Origin of the sequence: Azospirillum griseum (assembly GCF_003966125.1) — a bacterium.
In the GTDB taxonomy this organism is placed as follows: domain Bacteria; phylum Pseudomonadota; class Alphaproteobacteria; order Azospirillales; family Azospirillaceae; genus Azospirillum; species Azospirillum griseum.
Genome location: NZ_RXMA01000028.1, coordinates 1 through 19,159 on the forward strand (window position 1 = coordinate 1; position 19,159 = coordinate 19,159).

Annotated in this window: 15 protein-coding genes; 2 read left to right on the top strand and 13 right to left on the bottom strand. The window is 68.2% G+C overall.

Annotated features, from left to right (window positions below; genetic code table 11):
- Positions 1 to 156: 156 nt before the first annotated feature.
- From EJ903_RS21585 to EJ903_RS21615, 7 genes are all read right to left on the bottom strand, one after another.
- Complete coding sequence (locus EJ903_RS21585) at positions 157 to 1,038, bottom strand: substrate-binding periplasmic protein (RefSeq protein WP_158627971.1); 882 nt, start codon at positions 1,036 to 1,038, stop codon at positions 157 to 159.
- A gap of 141 nt (positions 1,039 to 1,179) precedes the next feature.
- Positions 1,180 to 1,572 (bottom strand): DUF6285 domain-containing protein, encoded by a 393-nt coding sequence (locus EJ903_RS21590; protein ID WP_126619356.1) that lies wholly within the window; start codon positions 1,570 to 1,572, stop codon positions 1,180 to 1,182.
- On the bottom strand, positions 1,572 to 2,654 hold the full coding sequence (locus EJ903_RS21595; protein ID WP_126619358.1) for a phosphotransferase family protein: 1,083 nt from the start codon (positions 2,652 to 2,654) through the stop codon (positions 1,572 to 1,574). Before EJ903_RS21595 ends, EJ903_RS21590 begins: the two co-directional genes overlap by 1 nt.
- A 129-nt stretch (positions 2,655 to 2,783) precedes the next feature.
- Positions 2,784 to 5,432, bottom strand: a complete 2,649-nt coding sequence (locus EJ903_RS21600) for a glycosyltransferase (RefSeq protein ID WP_246015823.1) — start codon at positions 5,430 to 5,432, stop codon at positions 2,784 to 2,786.
- Positions 5,433 to 5,706: 274 nt separating this feature from the next.
- Positions 5,707 to 6,012 (bottom strand): AzlD family protein, encoded by a 306-nt coding sequence (locus tag EJ903_RS21605; RefSeq protein WP_246015825.1) that lies wholly within the window; start codon positions 6,010 to 6,012, stop codon positions 5,707 to 5,709.
- Positions 6,012 to 6,737 (bottom strand): AzlC family ABC transporter permease, encoded by a 726-nt coding sequence (locus EJ903_RS21610; RefSeq protein WP_126619364.1) that lies wholly within the window; start codon positions 6,735 to 6,737, stop codon positions 6,012 to 6,014. Before EJ903_RS21610 ends, EJ903_RS21605 begins: the two co-directional genes overlap by 1 nt.
- Positions 6,734 to 7,648 (bottom strand): helix-turn-helix transcriptional regulator, encoded by a 915-nt coding sequence (locus EJ903_RS21615; protein ID WP_126619366.1) that lies wholly within the window; start codon positions 7,646 to 7,648, stop codon positions 6,734 to 6,736. Before EJ903_RS21615 ends, EJ903_RS21610 begins: the two co-directional genes overlap by 4 nt.
- 155 nt (positions 7,649 to 7,803) lie before the next feature.
- Between EJ903_RS21615 and dusA the strand changes: the two genes are divergently transcribed.
- A complete protein-coding gene (dusA, locus tag EJ903_RS21620) occupies positions 7,804 to 8,826 on the top strand; it encodes a tRNA dihydrouridine(20/20a) synthase DusA (RefSeq protein WP_126619368.1) in 1,023 nt (340 codons plus the stop codon).
- 84 nt (positions 8,827 to 8,910) lie between these two features.
- On the opposite strand, the gene EJ903_RS21625 is transcribed toward dusA, so the two are convergent.
- The 6 genes from EJ903_RS21625 to EJ903_RS21650 all read right to left on the bottom strand — a co-directional run bounded on the left by EJ903_RS21625 (position 8,911) and on the right by EJ903_RS21650 (position 18,148).
- A complete protein-coding gene (locus tag EJ903_RS21625) occupies positions 8,911 to 10,419 on the bottom strand; it encodes a hypothetical protein (protein ID WP_126619370.1) in 1,509 nt (502 codons plus the stop codon).
- Between the two features lie 4 nt (positions 10,420 to 10,423).
- Positions 10,424 to 13,924, bottom strand: a complete 3,501-nt coding sequence (locus EJ903_RS21630) for a DEAD/DEAH box helicase (protein WP_126619372.1) — start codon at positions 13,922 to 13,924, stop codon at positions 10,424 to 10,426.
- 192 nt (positions 13,925 to 14,116) lie between these two features.
- Positions 14,117 to 15,511 carry a PleD family two-component system response regulator gene (locus EJ903_RS21635; RefSeq protein ID WP_126619374.1) on the bottom strand — a complete coding sequence of 465 codons (1,395 nt, stop codon included), beginning with the start codon at positions 15,509 to 15,511 and terminating at the stop codon, positions 14,117 to 14,119.
- A 39-nt stretch (positions 15,512 to 15,550) separates the two neighbouring features.
- Positions 15,551 to 15,958 (bottom strand): response regulator, encoded by a 408-nt coding sequence (locus EJ903_RS21640; RefSeq protein WP_126619376.1) that lies wholly within the window; start codon positions 15,956 to 15,958, stop codon positions 15,551 to 15,553.
- A 274-nt stretch (positions 15,959 to 16,232) separates the two neighbouring features.
- Entirely contained in the window at positions 16,233 to 16,967 is a 735-nt protein-coding gene (locus tag EJ903_RS21645; RefSeq protein WP_126619378.1) for a GGDEF domain-containing protein, read from the bottom strand.
- Positions 16,968 to 17,149: 182 nt separating this feature from the next.
- Positions 17,150 to 18,148, bottom strand: a complete 999-nt coding sequence (locus EJ903_RS21650; RefSeq protein WP_126619380.1) for a 2-hydroxyacid dehydrogenase — start codon at positions 18,146 to 18,148, stop codon at positions 17,150 to 17,152.
- A gap of 96 nt (positions 18,149 to 18,244) precedes the next feature.
- Between EJ903_RS21650 and EJ903_RS21655 the strand changes: the two genes are divergently transcribed.
- Entirely contained in the window at positions 18,245 to 19,156 is a 912-nt protein-coding gene (locus tag EJ903_RS21655; RefSeq protein WP_246015827.1) for a cell envelope integrity EipB family protein, read from the top strand.
- The last annotated feature ends 3 nt before the right edge of the window (positions 19,157 to 19,159 follow it).

Genomic DNA, 19,159 nt, shown 5'->3' on the forward strand with positions numbered 1-19,159 from the left:
TCGACCCAGCTCCCGCCATAAGGGCCGACATACAGAATCCATTTCAACGAACGCTGCTACTCATCTTTTCCAAATGCGATTCCCGTGCACCATCACCGACAGAACGCCCCCGTCTGCTCATCCCTGTTGATCGTCCCGCAAGATCTGATCCGCCGATCACGAGGCGCTGGCGGGTGTGAACCACAGGGCCGGGTTGTCCAGCGGCACCCCGTCCGGCAGGATCGGATTCTTGATGCGGAAGATCTTCCGCTTTTCAAAATGGACCTGATCCAACACCGACTTGATTTGCGGGTGGCTGTTGAACAAGGCGTCAAAGGAGCCATCCGCCTGCGCCGCCTTCAACCCACGCATCAAGCGGTCGGCCAGAACGGTGTTTTTCTTGTTCACGTAGAAATACCGGGTCAGCGGGTAATAGAGCGCCACGGTGGGTTCCACCATGATGCCGCTGGCCTCGCCGCCGTTGCTTTCCAACTCGGCATAGGCTTCGTTGGCCCCACGCGGAAACCCGGCGAAGCGCCCGGCCTGCAGCATGGAAAAGGAGTTGGCGTAACCGGTCGTCCGCTGAACGTTGAACCCGGCCTCCGCCAAAATCTGGGTGTCGGCCCAGGAAAACACCTGCCCGACCGACAGCTTCATCAGGTCATCCAGCGTCTTGACCGCCGCGAACAGCGGCGCGTCCTCCTTTCGGATCAGGAAGACGCGGTAGCCCAGCAAGCCCTTGTCGAGCGGGAAATTGACCGCCAACAACCGATCGGATCGCTCCTTGGACGTGGACGCGACCAGCAGGTCAAACGTGTCGCCAGCCTCCAGAATGTCGATCAGGCGCGGCCCCGGCGCGTTGGTTTCCACCGCTTGCAACCGGAATGGCCCGTCGGTCGCTTCGGTTTTCTTCAACGCCAGCTCGAGAACCGCCAGCGGGTATTCGTGCCGAGGGTCGCGGTTCGATTCCGGTGCGTTGTACCGCACCACCGTCTGCGCCAGCGCGTTGGCCGACAGGAACATCGCGACCAGACAGAGAGCGATTGCGCGCACAGCCATGGTCTCCTCCCCAAACATCGTTCAGGGTCACATCTTGCGCGCGCTTGCGTTAAATTTCTTTTGGGGTTTTCCCTTTGAAATTATGAGACCGAATGACATACGCGGTGGTTTGGTGCCGCCGGTCCGCCATCATCCGGCGCATCAAGACGCCGGAACCGCCCTGGGGTTGGCGATGGACAGTCGGGCGCGCACGATGGCCTCCAGCGCGTCCATCAACAGGTCCTGACCATCGCCGTCAAAGGCCCCGGTGGCGATCTCGATGCACAGGCGGTGTTGCAGGGCGTCCACCCGCGTCGCCAGTTCCTCCCCGGTCAGGCTGGGGTCGGCGTCCGCGCCGCACAGCGGCACGAGCGCCAGCAGCATGGCCCGCCCGGAGTCGTCCAGGCCGCGCAACTCGCGCTCCGCCATCGCCAGCGCGTTGGACACCATCAGGGCGGCGTAGCGCCCCTCGGGCGGCAGATGGGGCAGCACATCGCGGCGCAGGGTGGCTGCGGCCAGTTCCAACAGGGTGTGGGCGTTGGGGTCGGTGCGCATCAGCCGATCCTTTCAGCAGGAGCCACCGCGCGGGCGGCGGCGGATCGCAGGTGGCGCAGCAGGTCCATTTCGATGTCGGGCAGCATCCGCCCGGTCAGCGCCAGTTCCAGCGAGGGTTCACCGCCCGCGCTGTGCAAGCGGCCGTGCTGGATCGCCATGGCGGCCCACCGCACATAGGCGGCGGTTTCCCAATAGGCCACCCGCTGGGGATCGACGCGGCGACCGGAGGTCTCCTCGTAACCTGCGTAAAAATCGGCGCGGTCGGCGATGCCGCCGGCCTCGCGGTGGCTGCGGCGGAAGCGCCAGGACCGGGCGCAGAACCACGCCACATCCTCCATCGGGTCGCTGAAACCGGCGCATTCCCAATCCAGAATGGCGGTCAACACGCCGTCCTGAACCAGATAATTGCCGGTGCGGAAATCGCGATGGCACAGCACGACCGCCCCCGGCAACGGCGCGTGGACGTGCAGCCAGCGCAGCCCCCAGACCAGAACCGGATCGCGCTGGGCGGCGTCGCCGATCCAGTCGCGGCATTGGCGGATGACCTCCTGCGCCGGGCAATCGGGCGGCGGGGCCAACACCTCCAAATCCGGGTTGGCCGCCGTGATCCGGTGCAGGCGACCAAGCTGCCGCCCCAACTCCCGCGCCAGATCGGGCATCGGCGCGTCGCCCTTGACCACGGCGAAGCCCGCCCCCACCCCGGCGATCCGCCGCATCAGGAAAAAGTCCGGGCCAAGAATGGCGGGATCGTCGCACAGGAACAGCGGTTCCGGGACCAGAACCCCGGCGCCGTGGGCGGCGCGCAGGGCGGCGAACTCACGGCGCTTGCCGATGCTGGCGGAAATCCGATCCGCCGTTTCCGCCCGCAGCACGCAGGCGTGCCGACCGGCCATCGGCCCATCGGCCAGCGTCAGCGTGACGCCCAGATTCGGGCGGAAACCGCCGCTGCCCAACCACCCGTCATCGGTCACGGTCGCACGGCTGGCCCCGGCCTGTTCGGCCAGCCAGCCTTCCAGGCGGCAACGATTCTCGTCGGTCAACAACGCGCGGGTCGGTGGCACGGATGGGTTCGCGTCGGGCACGGCCTACCCCCTTCATCCACGCTTGAGCGTTGGAAATGGTAGACACGAAGCGCGACGGGCCACAACGCAAAAAAACGCCCCGTTTCCAACCCGGCACGGGGAGGAAACGGGGCGTTGTCACACCCGGGATCAGGCGGCCAGCGCCCGCCCACGCTGCGCACCCGCCGGGGCGGCTTGCGGGGCCACCGTCGTCGCCACGGCGGCCTTGCGGTCCGGCAGCGTGTCGAGCAGGGCAAAGCCGACCGCCATCAGGTTGGGCAGCGCCATCGCCGCCAGCAGCACAGCCCAGAGCGTCAGCGACAGCGTGCCGAGCGGGTTGACCAGCGCGGCGGTCAGCGACGCGGCCAGCAGTGCCGCCGACAGGATGGCTTCCGGCCGGGCGCAGAAGCGGCTTTGCGACCGTTTGCCCCCCTTGGCGGTGACGCGGAAGGCGTCCTTGCGCCGCACCGCGCCGCGCAGCGCGGCCAGCCCCACCGTGGTGGACAGCGCCATGCCGACGGCGCAGGCGCTGACGCTCTCGCCCCAGCGGTTGCCGGAGGCGTAACGCGCGGCCAGCAGGCTCGCCACCACCCGCAAGCCCAACCCGCCCAGCACGGCGGCGGTCGCGGCGACCGGCGGCAGATGCAGCGGCAGAACCAGGGACGCGAAGGTCCAGACCACAGCGGCCACAGCGGCGACCAGCCCGACCGCGTCCGACCACCAGCGCAGCCAATTGAGCAGATAGCCCCGCTTCTGCACCGCCGTCAGACCGCTGGACCCGCCCAGCGCCACCGGCAGGAAGGCACGGCCATGCGCCCGCAGGATTTGCGTGGAGCCGAACACCCAACGGTCGCGCTGCTTGCGGAACTGGGTGAAGTTGTCCGGGGCCAGCCCCGCGCCCAGCCGTTCGTCGGTGTAGGCGGCGCGGTAGCCCGCCGCGAGGATGCGCAAGCCCAACTCGGTGTCCTCGCAGATCCCCGCCTCCGACCAGCCGCCCACCCGCTCCATCGCCGCGCGGCGCAGCAGGATCATGGTCCCGTGGCAGATGAAGGCCTGATTGGCCACCCCCTCCTGCATGCCGACGTCGAAGAAGGGGCGGTATTCGGCGGCCATCGCCGCTTTCAGGGCGGTGTCGTGGCCGTCGCGATGCTCCTGTGGGGCCTGGACGATGCCAACCGCCGGGTCGGCGAAGGCCGGGACCAGCTTGGACAGCCAATCGGGGGACACGGTGTAATCGGCGTCCAGCACGGCGATGATGGCGGCGTTGGGATCGGTGTGGCGCAGCGCCGCGTTCAGCGCGCCCGCCTTGAACCCCTCGATCTTCGGATACCAGTGGAACTTGAAGGCCGGACCCAGCGCGGCGCACAGCGCCTCCACCGGGCGAACCAGATGCTCTTCGGTCGTGTTGTTGATGAGAACGACGACCTCGTAATTCGGGTAGTCAAGGCGCGACAGCGCGGTCAGCGTTTCGGCCAGAACGTCGGGCTGCTCGCGGCAGGCGGCGACGTGGATGGACACCAGCGGCGCGGCGGCGGTGGGGCGCAGGCGGCGCGGCAGCAGCTCCGCCGCCCGTCCGGTCAGCAGCCGCCGGGCGACCGACACCCAATCGGCAAAGGCCACGCCCAGCATCAGCGCGCCCAGCGCGAAGGCCGATCCCCAGGTGGTCAGCGCGCCAAAGGTCAGATACTCGCCATAGGCCGCCGCCGCCGCCGCGCCCACGGCAAAACCGACCGCGTGGCCGCCCAGCCCAGCGGCCAGGGCAAAGGCCGCGTTGCTGCGCCGCCGGAACGCGGCGAAGGCCGACAGGGCCACACCGACCGCCAGCGCCAGCCCAGCCCCCAGCCGGTCGCCAAAGGACGGGCCAACCGGGCCGGACAGCGGCCATTTCGGCGCGCGGTCGGCGTCGAGCACGCCCCAGCTTGGGCCGGGCGAACCTTCGATGGTGGATTTCCACACGCCGTCAAACGCCTCGACCACGTTGTAATCCAGCCCCAGCGCCCCGGCCTCCGCCGCAAAACCGCGCACGACGGCGGCCTGGGCCTGCGGCGTCGGGTAGGCGTCGTGGAAATTCTCCCCGCCCGAAGGCCAACCGACTTCGCCGATGTAGAGCTTCTTGCCGGGATGGGCCTTGCGCACGCTGTCCAGCCGGTCGCGGATCCAGGTCAGCGCATGGTCGACGGGCACGCCCTCCCAATAAGGCAGAACGTGGACGCCCATGAAGTCCGACGCGGCGACGGTGGCGTTGGCGTTGAGCATCTCCGACCAGACATCGGCGGTCCCCACCTTGATGGTGCGGGGCACGGCGGCGCGCACCCGCTTGATGAAGGCGGCAAGCTCGGCGTCGGTCAGGTCGGCGCGCAGCAGGGTTTCGTTGCCGACGACGATGCGGCGGATGCCGCGCACCGTCTTGGCCAGGGTGATGGCGCGGGCCACCTCCTGCTCGTTGCGGGCGGCGTCGCGGCTCAACCAGACGCCCAGCGTCACGTCCAGCCCCTTGGCCGCCGCGATCTCCGGCACCTGCCCTTGCGACCCGAGGCTGGAATAGGTGCGGATCCCATCGGCGAATCCGGCGATGGCGCTCATGTCCTTTTCCAGATCGGCCCGCGCCACCACCGGCGAGCGGGTCGGGTCATAGTCGCGCCCCGACGGCGAATAGGAGACGGAGGCGAGGCGGCCGGGTTCGGCCTCCACCACCGTCGGCGCGTTGCGCCAGGACCAGACGCACGCGTGGCCGACGGTGACGGCCAGCAGCGCGACGGCGATGGCGGTGCGCCGGATCGAACGATTCGGAGTGTGCACAGTCGGGGGGATCACAGTCGGGGAGATCATGGGATGCGCGATGCCCTGACAAAGGGGCAACCTGGGCGGTCGCCGGACATCGACACCAACAGGCCACCCCATCGGCCTATTCCCGCAGCGCCAGAAAAATTTTGCGCTGCGGGATGCCCTCTTACGCGGTCAGAACATTCTGACCGCTGCGTTCATTCGCCACGCAGGCTCCGCGCCTACCGGCGCGCGCCCGCCGTCGCGGGCGATACCGGGTTCAGACAGTCAGAGTTTTCTGAACCCGGTATCACAGAAGTCGGCGCAGGATCACCACGGCCAACACCCCCAACGCCACCGCCAGCGCCATCGGCACCCGGCGGGCGATCAGGCAGACGAACAGGGCGGCGATGGCGTCGGACGGGCGGGACAGCGCCGCCGGAGCGACCAACGCCACCAGAACCGCGCCCGGCGTGGCCTCCAGCGCCGCGTTCGCCGCCGGGCCAAGCCGCACGCGGGCGATCAACCACGGCCCCCCGACGCGCGTCATCCAGGTCAGCAGCCCCGCCGCGACGATCACGCCCAGCAGCCCCGGATCGAACAGAGTGGTGTCCATCACTTGGCCTCCTGTCCAGGCGTGGCCGACCGGCCCCGCCACGCCGCCACCGCCCCACCCGCGACCGCACCGGCCAGGATGTGCCAGGGGCCGCCCGGCAGCAGGCTGTGAACGGCCAGGGCCGCCGCCGCGCTCGCCAGCCAGGGCGGCAGGGAACCGGCCCCGCTCCACAACCCGGCGAGCAGGCAGAGGAAGACAGCGATGAAGGTGAAATCCAGCCCCCAGGCGGCGGGATCCGACACCAGCGCCCCGGCCAGCGTGCCCGCCACCGTGGCGCACAGCCAGCCGACATAGAGCGTCAGCCCCACCCCGAACCAATAGGCAAAGGTGAGTTGGCCGCCCCGGCGCAGGGCCAGCGCCCACACCTCATCGGTCATGAAGAACAGGGCCAGCGCGGCGCGGACGGGCGGCACGCCCTGGAAGCGCGGGGCCAGCGTCGCCCCCATCAGCAGATGGCGCAGATTGACCAGCAGCACGCTGGCGATCACCGCCAGACCGGGCGCGCCGTGGCCCCACATCTCCACCGTGACGAATTGGGAGCTTCCGGCGAAGATGATGCCGCTCATCAACCCCATGTCGAGCGGCGTCAACCCGGCCTTGGCGGCAAGGCTGCCCAGCAGCAGCCCGAAGGGAACGGCCCCCGCCAAAATCGGCAGGGCATGAACGGCGCCGAGCGCGACCTCGCGCGGGACGGACACCGGGGATGGCAACGTGATCGTGGTCATAGGGCGACAGTGTGGAGACGCGGCCCGGCCCGGTCTTGCACAGGATTGCTGCCGCCCAGATTGGCGCCGCGCCGATACTGGCCGGGCGACACGCCGACCTGCGCCTTGAACACCCGGCTGAAATGGGCCTGATCGCAAAAGCCGCAGGACAGCGCGATGTCGGCCAGAGTCTCCGGCCCGTCCAGCAACCGTTTGGCCCGCCGCACCCGCCGGTCGGTCAGATAGCCGTGCGGCGTGGTCCCGACGGCGGCGCGGAAGACCCGCAGCAGGTGGAAGCGGCTCAACCCCACCGCCCCGGCCAGATCGCTGAGTTCGACCGGGCTGTCGATGTGGGCGTCGAGATAGTCGCGGGCGCGGCGCACCGCCAGCGGTTCACGCCCCGCCGGGCGCAGGTTGCCCATCAGGTTGCCGTGGCGCAGCGCCACGGCGGTGAAGGCGCGCAGGGCGTCGATGTCGTTGCGCAGGGGATCCGGTTCCTCCCCTTCCAAGCCATGATGCAGGGCCTGGATGGCCTGGAAGACCACCGGGTCGTTGAACTCCGGTTCGGTGAAATGGGGCAGCAGCGGGCGGCCCAGCGCGTCCGCCACCGCCTGTTCAAGCAGCGCGACGGAGGGGTAGAACATGCGGTAGGCGTAACCGCTGTCCGCCGGGCGGCCATCGTGCAGGGTTTCCGGGTTGACGACCACCACCTGCCCGGCCGACGCCACCCGCTCCACCCCATGGCAGCGGTACAGCTCCGCCCCGGCGGTGATGACGCCGATCACATAGGTTTCATGGGTGTGCGGGGCGTAGCTGTGGTGATGGAAGCGCGCGTTCAGGCATTCCATGCCGTCAAAGCGCCGCTCGCGCCACAGCCGGGCGAAATCCCGCCCCCGCAACGGGGCGCGTGTCAGGGCGTCGTGCTGGTCCATGGCCACAGCCTAACAGCCCGCCACGCGCGCCGTCTTGAACAGGATTGCGGTGGGGACAGGATTGCGGCGACCGCGCTGGACTTCGCCCGCCGAATCGGCCAGATGAAGGCGCTCACCGTTTTTTGCACCCGCCCGCTTTCGGACCCGCCCCCCGCATGACCGCCATTCCGCTTTCCGTCGCCCCGATGATGGACTGGACCGACCGCCATTGCCGGTACTTCCATCGCCTGCTGTCGCGCAACACGCTGCTCTACACCGAGATGGTGACGACCGGTGCCGTGCTGCACGGCGACCGCGAGCGGCTGTTGGGGTTCGACGCCGCCGAACATCCGGTCGCCTTGCAGTTGGGCGGGTCGGACCCGGCGGATCTCGCCGCCTGCGCCCGCATCGCCGAGGAGTGGGGCTATGACGAGGTCAATCTGAACGTCGGCTGCCCCAGCGACCGCGTGCAGTCGGGCCGCTTCGGGGCCTGCCTGATGGCCGAACCCGATCTGGTCGCCCGCCTGATCGGCGCGATGCGCGAGGCCGTGTCCATCCCCGTCACCGTCAAATCCCGCATCGCGATCGACGAGATGGAGGAATGGCCGACGCTGGAACGCTTCGTCCGCACCGTGTCGGCCACCGGCTGCACCCATTTCATCGTCCACGCCCGTAAGGCTTGGCTGAAGGGCCTCAGCCCCAAGGAAAACCGCGACGTGCCGCCGCTCCGTTACGAGTTGGTCCACCGACTGAAGCAGGAGTTCCCCCATCTGACCATCGCCATCAACGGCGGCATCCGCAGCCTGGACGAGGCGCTGGCGCATCTCCCCGCGCTCGACAGCGTGATGATCGGGCGCGCGGCCTACGAAACCCCTTATCTGCTGGCCGACGCCGACCGGCGCGTGTTCCACGACGCCAGCGCGGACCAACCAGACCGTCACGCCGTGGTCGCCGCGATGGCCGACTACGCCGAAGAGGCGCGGCGGACGCGCGGAACCCCGCTGGCCGCCATCAGCCGCCACATGCTGGGCCTGTTCCAGGGCCTGCCCGGCGCGCGGGCGTGGCGACGCCACATCAGCGAAAACGCCCATCTGCCCGGTGCCGGGCCGGAGGTGCTGATCCAGGCGGCGGCGCTGGTCCGGCGCGGGCGCGGCGGGGCGGAGGACGACACCGGCGCGGATGGGGCCGCTGCGGCCTGACCGGTTCCACGCCTGCCCCGGTTCAACGGTTCGGAACCGGAGGGTCGGCGTGGGCGAAGGAAACGTTTGAAACACCCTGCCCCGTCAGCCACGCTCCAGGCGGTTTTTGATGATCTGCAACTGCAGTTCGCCGACGGTGCGACCGCTGGGAAACCGGGTCAGGTCCGCATCGTCCATCGTCGTCAGATCGGTCGGTCCCAGCCCGACATGAAGCCCCAAAAAGCGGTCGCGGAACCGGACGATGTTGTGTTCGAGGAAGGTGCCCTCCAGGATCGGTACATCCTGGAAGTGGGTGGTCGTCGGCTCCAAGCGGCTTTTGATGATCTGCAACTGCAGTTCGTCAACGGTGTGACCGCTGGGAAACCGGGACAGACCCGCATCGTCCATCGCCGTCAAATCGGTCGGCCCCAGCCGAACATGAAGCCCCAGAAAGCGGTTGCGGAACCGGACGATGTTGTGTTCGAGAAAGGTGCCCTCCAGGATCGGTTCGTCCTGGAAATGGATCGTCGACAGGTGCAGCGGGCGGCACCGGAACTCCTCGCAACGCCGGGAGAAGGGGCTATCGTCGCTCCCATAGCCGAGCGCCTTCATGAAATCCTGCGGCAACCGGTCAAACCGTTCCCGCACAGCCGGGGTGAACAGGCGCTTGTGCCCCCCCAGACGCCCGCTCGTGAAGGTCGGGCTGTCCGGATCGAACAGGTTCTGGGACAGGGCGGCGGGGTCCCCGTCCACTTGCAGCTTGAGCAACAGGGACCACAGCAAATCCAACTGACGGGTCCGGTCGCCGCCACCGTCCGGCCCCACCAGCTCTTCAAACGAAACGGGGATGACGTTGGGAAAATCCGCCCAGGCGATGAATTTGCCGATCCGGTCACGGATGCTGCCAAGCAGCCAGGGATCGTCCACCAGACGCAGCAGCCGCTCTTCCAGATCCAGTTGCGACAGATAACCGGCGAAGCTCGTCTTGCCTTCGACATGATAATAGCGCGCTTCCGACAGCAGAATGTCCTGCGGATCGCGGTACATGAACAAGGTGGGATTGCGCGAAAACGGATGGTCCCGGTTTCCGAACGGGCTGCGCCGGACGGTGTCGATGAAGAAGTCAGGGGCTGCGGTGTGGGCGTTGGAATATTCCAGGGTATACCAGCGACCAACAAACCGGCGGGTTTGGGGAAGACGCGGGCATTCACCCCCCTCCGCATAGCCCAGCATCTTGACCAGCCGCATCAGCAGATGCGAGCCGGATTTGGGGATGGTGACGATGAACAGGCCCTTGTTGCGCCAATAGCGGTCGGTGATTGGCGCAACGGCGCGGACGGAGCGGCAATTCAGCAAACCCATCAGGGTGGCGGCCACCGCAGGACCATCGTCCCCCAACACCAGGACCGGGCCTTCCGGGGATTCAGTGCTAGGTTCGGCAACCGTCAGGCCGCTCTGTTCCAGCAGCGCCCGGATGTCGGCGGCCTGATCGCTCTGACCGACAAACGCAACGGACCGGCGGCCCATGATCTCCGCCTCCTGGCCGATGGCGGCGGCCAGAGCCGTCGGCGTCTTTTCAACGAAGCGAAGGTTGCGCACCTGATCCACGGGCATCGCCCTACTCCGCCGCCTGCGCCGTGTCGCCGCCACCCAGCAGGTAATCGATGTCTCCGCCATCCAAAGCGCTGACCAGCCCGGTGCCTTCGATGGTGGCGGCGGACAGGCTGCCCTTGCGGCGTTGCAGCTCGATGATGCGTTCCTCGACCGAGTTGGCGGCGATCAGCTTGTAGACGAAGACCGGCTTGTCCTGGCCGATGCGGTACGCGCGGTCGGTGGCCTGATCCTCGGCGGCGGGATTCCACCAGGGGTCGTAATGGATCACCGTGTCGGCGGCGGTCAGGTTCAGGCCACGCCCGCCCGCCTTCAGGCTGATGAGGAAGACCGGAACCTCGCGGTTCTGGAAGCGGTTGACCGGTTCCGACCGGTCGAGCGTGCGCCCGGTCAGCTCGACATAGGGAACGTCGATCTTTTCCAGTTCCACCTTGATGAGGTCGAGCATGGTGGTGAACTGCGAGAAGATCAGGATGCGGCGGCCTTCCGGGACCATTTCCCGCACCATCTCGGTCAGCGCCTCCAGCTTGGCGCTTTCCTTCACCTTGGCCGCCGTCGGGATCTTCAACAGGCGGGGGTCGCAGCAGACCTGCCGCAGCTTCAGCAACGCGTCGATGACGGTGATGGTGTTGCGGCCCAGACCGCCGCCCGCCCCGCCGCCGACCGCCAGCGCCGCGCGCACGGTTTCGTTCACCGACAGGCGGATGGTTTCGTACAGGTCGCGTTGGTCGCGGTCGAGGTCGATGCGGACCACCATTTCCGTCTTGGGCGGCAGTTCCTTGGCCACCGCCTCTTTCGTCCGGCGCAGCAGGAAGGGGCGGATGCGCCGCATCAGCAGATTGGCGCGCGTGTTGTCGCCGCGCTTTTCGATGGGCACGCGGTACCGCTTGCCGAACTCCTTGCGGTCGCCCAGCAGGCCGGGCATCAGGAAGGCGAACTGGCTCCACAACTCGCCCAGATTGTTTTCCACGGGCGTGCCGGACAGGCAGAGCCGATGCCGGGCCTGAAGCGCCACCACCGCGCGGGTGGCCTTGCCGTCCGGGTTCTTGATCGCCTGGGCCTCGTCCAGCACCAGCATGTGCCAGGTCAACCGTTTCAACAGATCGACGTCGCGGGCGACGACGCCATAGGTCGTGACCACGATGTGGGTGCGGTCCAGTTCGGACAGCTTTTCGTGGCGGTCCAGCCCGTGCAGCACCACCACCCGCAGATCGGGGGTGAAGCGTTCAGCCTCCGCCACCCAGTTGGGGACAAGGCTGGTCGGGACCACCACCAGACAGGGATCGGTCAGGCGGCCTTCCTGCGCCTCCATGGCGATGTGGGCCAGGGTTTGCGCGGTTTTGCCCAGCCCCATGTCGTCGGCCAGAATCCCGGCGACGTTGTTGGCGCGCAGGCTTTGCATCCAGGCCAGACCCGCGCGCTGGTAATCGCGCAGCTCCCCCCGGAATCCCGGCGGCGGGGCGCAATCGCCCAGCGTTTCGCTGTCGCGCAGCCGTTTCAGATAGCCGTCGATCTGCGCGGTTTCGCCCATGCGGCGGGCGATCAGGTCGTCGATGTCGAGCAGCGTGTCGGCCTCGGCCATCGGCACCTTCAGCCGGTCGCCCACCGGCCGCCCGGTGCCCAGCATGGCGTCCAGCACGCTCATCAGCCGCTCCACCCGCTCGGCGGGCAGGGCCAGCACGTTGCCGTCGTCGAGCACGATGTGCGCCCGCCCGTCGATGATGCGGGTGGCCGACAGGCCGCCGCGTTCGACCAGCTGCGCCAGGATCGGCAGCAGCGGGCGGCGTTCGCCGTCGATCTCCACCCCGACGTCCAGATCAAACCAGCCATCGCCCGCGTCACGGACGGCGACCTCGACCTCGGCCCCCGGCTCGATCACCTTGGTGCCGAAATCGCTGCCGATCTCCACCAGCCACCCGGCGGCGGTCAGGGCCGGAATTTCGGTGCTGAGGAAGCTGCGCCAGCGCTCCTCCACCTCGCGCCCGGTCAGCCAATGGACGCGCACGCCGCGCGCGTTCAGGCTGCCCTTGGGCGGTTCGATCCGGGCCTGGGCGAAGCCGAAGGCGGACAGCCGGTCCAACGCCGCCTGTTCGGTCGCCTTGTCGCGGCGGACAAAGGTGACGGTGCCGACGGAATCCTCAAAACGGGCGAACTGGCGCTGGTCGTCCGGTTCGATCTCCGCCGCCTCGCCGCCCGGTTCGCCGTAATCGAAGGACAGGCGCAGCACGTCCACCAGCCCGTCCGACGGCGTGACCACCCGGCCCAGCCGGGCGATGACGCGGGGGGAGCGGTCGATGATGTCGGCGGCCTCGGCGGCCCCGCTGCGGATGCCGGGAATGGCGTTGTCGCGGAAGGCGGGCGGCAGGCTGGGGGCCGCGCGCGATGGGGCGAACAGGCGCGACGGGGCCGGGCGCGCGGACGGCGACGAAGCCGCCGGAGTCGGGAGGGCGATCGGCGGGGCGGGCTTGCTTTTCGGCACCTCGACGACCTGGAGATCGACGGGGAAGACGCTGCCGCTGGCCGAGTCGATGCACCAATAGGATTGCCCCTTCACCAGCGTGCAGCGCTCCGGCAGGCCGGTGGGGCGCAGCTTGCGCGTGGTCGGGTCGCGGAAGGCGCGCACGGCGCGGGCCGGGCCTTCGCTCAACGGCGTGCCGTCGCGCCAGCGCAGCCGCCCGGTGCCGAGCAGGCGGCGCAACAGCCGGTCGATGGCCTCGCCCCGGTTCTTCGCCACCGGGGTGCGCGCCGCGCCGCCGCCGCCCAACAGCCGGGCGATGGCGCGGTCGGCGTCGCCGTTGATGTCGCGCGGTGCCCGGGCCAGCACGTCGCGCGGAGTCGCCGCCTCGCCCTCGCTCTGGCCCTGACCGTCGGCCCGGAACTCCGCCGCGATGACGCAGGCAACGTCGCCCTGCCCCGGCTCCAACGTCCACCAGACGCTGCGCTCCGCTGCTGGTTTGGCGGTTGAGGATGCAGGAACCGGCGCGGGCGGGGACAGCGGAGCGGAGGCTGGGACGGGCCGGACCAGGGACAGGGCCGGTTGCGCCGCGCGCGGCGGCAGGGCCGCTGCGGCGGGCGGTGATGGTGGGGCGGGCGGTGATGGTGGGGCGGGTTGCGCGGTTGGTGCCGCCGCCGGGGCGTTGGCCGGACGCTGGTCAGGCAGATCGAACAGGGACGCCCGCCGCCATTCCGGCCGGGTGTCCAGCGCCATCATCGCCACCGCCGCCATGTGGGCGCAGGCGTTGCGGCCGCAGGTGCAGCTGCGGTCCAGCACGACGCCGCGCTTGCCCTGCACCGGGGTGATGACCACCGCCAGACGGCGGCCCAGATCATTGACCTCCGCCCGGATGCGGTTGCCGCCCGGTTCGCCCAGGGCAACCGCCCCGGTCATGATGAGCGTGCGCCCGCGCTGCAACGTCTTCGCCTCGAAGACGCGGGTCAGGTCCTCCTGCGCGAAGGGGACGGCCACACCCGTCTCAGCGCCGAGCGGCAAGGCATCAAAAAGGGACATGCGAGCGAAACGCCGTTCAAACGGAACGAAACAAAAACGGGCAGCTGGTGTAACGCCTTTCGCCCGCCCCCGCAAGCGATCCCAACCGGGCCGCCCGCGCGCGAACGCCCGTGATAGCACAGGATCGCTGCGGCGGCATCATTGTGGTGAGGATGATGAGCGTGGTGAAGTTGCCCGCGACCGACCAACGATTCAGCCGTCGATGGCGATGCGGGCGTCGGCGATCACGCAGTTGCGGCCCGACCGCTTGGCCTCGTACAGCGCCTCGTCGGCGCGGCGGATCAGGGTTTCGGCGGTGTCGCCCAGACGTCCGCCGACCGAAATGCCAATGGACACGGTGACGGAGATTTCGTCCGCCCCCACCGCCGACACGGTGAAGGGCACATCGGCGATGCGCTGGCGCAGCCGTTCGGCGACGATCAGCGCGGCCTCGCCGTCGGTGTCGGGGAGGATGACGATGAACTCCTCCCCACCCAGCCGCGCGACCAGATCGAAGGTGCGCAGATTGCGGCTGGCGCGCGCCGACACCTCGCGCAGCACCTCGTCGCCGATGGTGTGGCCGTAGCTGTCGTTGACGACCTTGAAATGGTCGATGTCGAACATCAGCACCGCGACCGGCTTCTGGCTGTCGATGGCGCGTTCCAGCAGGCGCGGCAGATGGGCGTTGACGTAACGACGGTTGAAGACGCCGGTCAGGCTGTCGGTCAGCGCCATCGACAGGCTTTGCTCGTAATTCGCGCGCAGCCGTTCCTGATAGCGTTTGCGCCGGATCTGGGTGCGGGCGCGGGCCAGCAGCTCGTTCCGGTCGATGGGTTTGATGACGTAGTCGTTGGCTCCCAGCTCCAGCCCCTTGGCGACGTGGTTCAGATCGCCCTCGTCCACCATCAGCAGGATCGGGACCTGCCGCGTCCGTTCGTGCGAACGAAGCTGCGAGCACAGGCGCAAGCCGTCCTCGTTGACCAAGGTCAGGCTGACCACCACAAGATCCAGCTCGTTGGTCAGGGCGCGTTCCAAAGCCTTGGCCCCGGTGTCGGTCGCCATCACGCTGTTGTGGTCGCGTTGCAGGGTTTCCGTGACCTTGTCGAGATCGAGGGCGGAATCCTCCAGCACCAGGATGCGGGCGCGTTCGAAGGATTCGTTCAGCAAGGTCCCGCTGCGCTCGATCACCCCGAATTGGCCGGAGGTGTTTTCGCGCAACCGCCATTCATCCATCATCATCTTGAGACGGACGAGCGAGCGCACCCGCGCGAACAGCGCGATGTCGTTGACCGGCTTGGTCAGGAAATCATCGGCCCCGGCCTCCAGCCCGCGCACGCGGTCGGCCACGTCCGACAGCGCCGTGACCATCACCACCGGGATGTGCATGGTCGCGGGGTCGGAGCGGATGCGCTCGCACACCTCGAAGCCGTCCATGCCCGGCATCATCACATCCAACAGGACGATGTCCGGGGATTCCCGATGCACCATCTCCAGCGCCTCGGGTCCGTTGAAGGCCGTAATCACGTTGAAGTACTCGCGCGTCAGCTTCGCCGCGAGCAGCTTCACGTTCGGCAGAACATCATCGACAACGAGGACACGCGCGGACATGGAGCGATGCGATCCTGTGGTGCTTTGCAGGGTTAACCGTTAGCTTAGAAACCTTCTAACCGTCTCCAAAAACTTAACGACTGAGATCGGTTTTGCAATGTAATCTTCACATCCGCCCTGGCGGATTTTTTCTTCGTCGCCCTTCATGGCAAAGGCGGTGACGGCGATGATGGGGATGGACCGCAAGTCGGCATCGTCCTTGATCCAGCGCGTCACCTCCAGCCCCGACACCTCGGGCAACTGGATGTCCATCAGGATCAGGTCGGGACGGTGCTGGCGGGCAAGCCGCATCGCCTCCATCCCGTCGCGGGTTTGCAGTGTGGCGTAGCCATGCGCTTCGAGCAGATCATGGAACAGCTTCATGTTCAGCTCGTTGTCCTCGACGATGAGGACCGTCTTGCCCGACGCGCCGCCGACCATGGTTGATCCACCCGGTTCCACCGACATGCACACTCCGCTTGGCTCAGGCCATGGCTCAGACCCGGATCCACCGCCGGGCGCGGTTCACACCGGCGCGGCGGTTGAGGGCGCGCGAGTCAATCATACTTCGGTATACCCCTTTTTCCCCCTGGTCGCGACGGTTAATTTGCCCGATCCGGCCCCGCCGCCATCGCATCACACCCGACACAACGGGTTGATCAAACACGACAAAGCCGCCCGCAACGCTGCGGGCGGCCCATCGGTCGCCGGGATCGCCCGCAGGCGCATCACGGGCAGGGGGTTACACGTCCGCGCCGGGTTGGGCGGTCGCCTTCCCCTTGCGCTTGGCCTCCTGACGGCGGGCGCATTTCGCGCCGTACATCATGGTGTCGGCCCGGCGCATCACCTCGTCCTCACGGTCGTCCTCCGCCCCATAGGGTTGGGTCCCGACCGAGAAGCGCACGGGCAGCGCCACCCCGCCCCATTCGGCGTGGCAGGCGTCGGCCAATCCGGCCAGCTCGCGGGCGCGGGCCAGACCGTTGGCGACGTCGGTGTTGGTCAGCAGCACGGCGAACTCGTCGCCGCCCAACCGGGCGACCACATCCTCCTGCCGGACGCTGGACGCGATCATCACCGCGACCTGTCGCAGATAGCTGTCACCGGCCAGATGGCCATGGGTGTCGTTGATTGCCTTGAAACCGTCCAGATCGATCATCACCAGCAACCCACCCACCCCGGTGCGCCGGGCCGTGGCCAGCTCGCGCCGGAAGTGGCTGTAGAAGCCGCGCCGGTTCAACAGACCGGTCAGCTCGTCCGTCATCGTCAGGCTTTCCAGATACGCGATGCGTTCCTGTTGCTGGGCGATGGTTTCACGGGCTTCGGCCAACAGGGCCAGCGTCTCGTCCAGGGCCTGCCGTTCGGTGCCCCGCAGCAGTCCGACGCGCGACGCCAGGGCGACCGGATTCCAGGCCATATCACCGTGCATGCGGTCGCAGGCGTGAGAGGTCAGGTCCAGGGTGGCAACGATGGCGTTCATGGGGCGGCTCCTTCGCGGGAGTTCGGTGCTCTACGCCATCACCTATGCACGACCTATGCCAATTGGACAATCCAGGGATTCCGCCAGCGCTGTCCGGGACAGGACGGCGGATTTTGCCCCGCCGCCCTTTGCCGCCCGGCAGCTTCTGCCGCCACTGGGAAAAATGATCCCACCCGATGCGGTCACGGGACCCGGTCGGGCGGTTCTTGCCCGGCCATCACCGCGTCGATGTTGTCCAACGCCTTGAAACCCATGGCGTTTCGCGTTTCGACCGTGGCGCTGCCCAGATGCGGCAACAAAAACACATTGGGGAGGTCACAATAGTCCGGGAACAGGTTCGGTTCGTTCTCGAACACGTCCAGACCGGCGGCGGCCAGCCGTCCGCTGCGCAGGGCGGCAACAACGTCCCGGTCGTTCACCACCGTGCCGCGCGCGGTGTTGACCAGAATGGCCCCCGGCGGCAGGCGGTCGATGCGCGCGGCGTTCAGCCAATGCCGGGTGTCCGCCGTCGCCGGGAAATGCAGCGACAACACGTCGCTGACCGACAGCATCTCTTCCGGGTCGGCGTGATAAACCGTACCGGCTTCCAACTCCGGCGGCAGGCGCCTGCGGTTGCTGTAATGAATGGTCATGCCAAAGGCGCGGGCGCGTTGGGCCACCGCCTGCCCGATCCGGCCCATGCCGATGATGCCCAGCCGCTTGCCGCCGATGTGCGTTCCCATCAGTTGGGTCGGGGTCCAGCCGGTCCAGCCCTTGGCGCGGATCAGCCGCTCCCCTTCCGAGGCGCGGCGGGCCGCCCCCAGGATCAGCAACAGGGCGATGTCGGCGGTGGCGTCGGTCAGCACGTCGGGCGTGTTGGTGACGGTCAGGCCACGGCTGCGGGCGGCGGCCAGATCAATATGATCGGTGCCAACGGAGAAGGTCGCCAGCACCCGCACCCGGTCGGGCAGTGCGGCGATGGCGGCGGCGTCCAGCCGATCCCCGGCGCAGCACAGCACCGCGTCGGCCCCGATGTCCGCCGCGCGGGCGGCGATCTCCAGCCCCGACAACGCGGCGTCGGTGGGGTTCAACGTCGCGGCGTAATCGCGGGCGGCGCGTGCCTCCACCGCGTCCGGCAAGCGGCGGGTCAGCAGCAGCGTCGGCCGAACGGCGGGCGCGTTGGGGTCTGCGGGTGTGACCATCCTGGGAATTCCTTTCCAGATATAGGAATTGCTGGTGGCGGCCCTTTCGGACTGCGTTAAAAACACCCATAATCGAAGCAGCGCCGACAATCACCTGTGGATACCGCCTTGTTCAACCGCCGCACCGCCCGCCGTTCCGCCGGTCGCCCCCTGTGGGGCCTGTTTCAGGGCGCGGTGATGGGGGCTGTCACCCTGGGCCTGACGCTGACGCTGGGCGCACCACTGCCCGCCGCCGCCGCGCCGCTGGCCAACGGACTGCCCGCCCCCGCCGATCTGGCCGCCGGAATCCAACCGCACCGGGCGATCTACGCCATGTCGCTGCTGTCGGCCCGCAACAGCTCCAAGGTCAGCGACGTGCGCGGGCGCATGATGTTCGAGTGGGCGGATGCCTGCGACGGCTGGACCACCGAGCAGCGTTTCCAGTTGCGCTTCGTCTACAGCGAAGGCGACGAGATGGCGATGAACACCAATTACACGACGTGGGAGGCCAAGGACGGTTCGCGCTACCGCTTCAACGTCCGCAAGGTCATCAACGGCGAGGTCGACGACGACGTGCGCGGCGAGGCCAACCTGCCCGCCAACGGCGGCAGCGGGACCGCGCATTTCACCAAGCCGGAACCGCAGGAAATCGATCTGCCGGCCGGGGCAATGTTCCCCACCGCCCACACGCTGGCCATCCTGGACCACGCCCGCCGGGGCGAGCGGTTCTTCAGCCGGGTCATCTTCGACGGGGCCGACGCCGAGGGCGCGACCGAAGTGTCCACCGTGATCGGCCAACCCGGCCCGGCCAAGGGGGCCGCCAAGGACACCCTGCTGCGCGACGCCACCACCTGGCCGGTGCGCATGGCCTTTTTCCCCAGCCACAGCGAGTCGGCGCAGCCCGATTACGAAATGAGCCTGCGTCTGCTGCAAAACGGCATCGCCGAATCCATGCAGATTGACTACGGCGATTTCACCGTGAACGCCATCCTGGAGAAGATCGAGGCGCTGCCCCGGTCGGGCTGCTGAGCA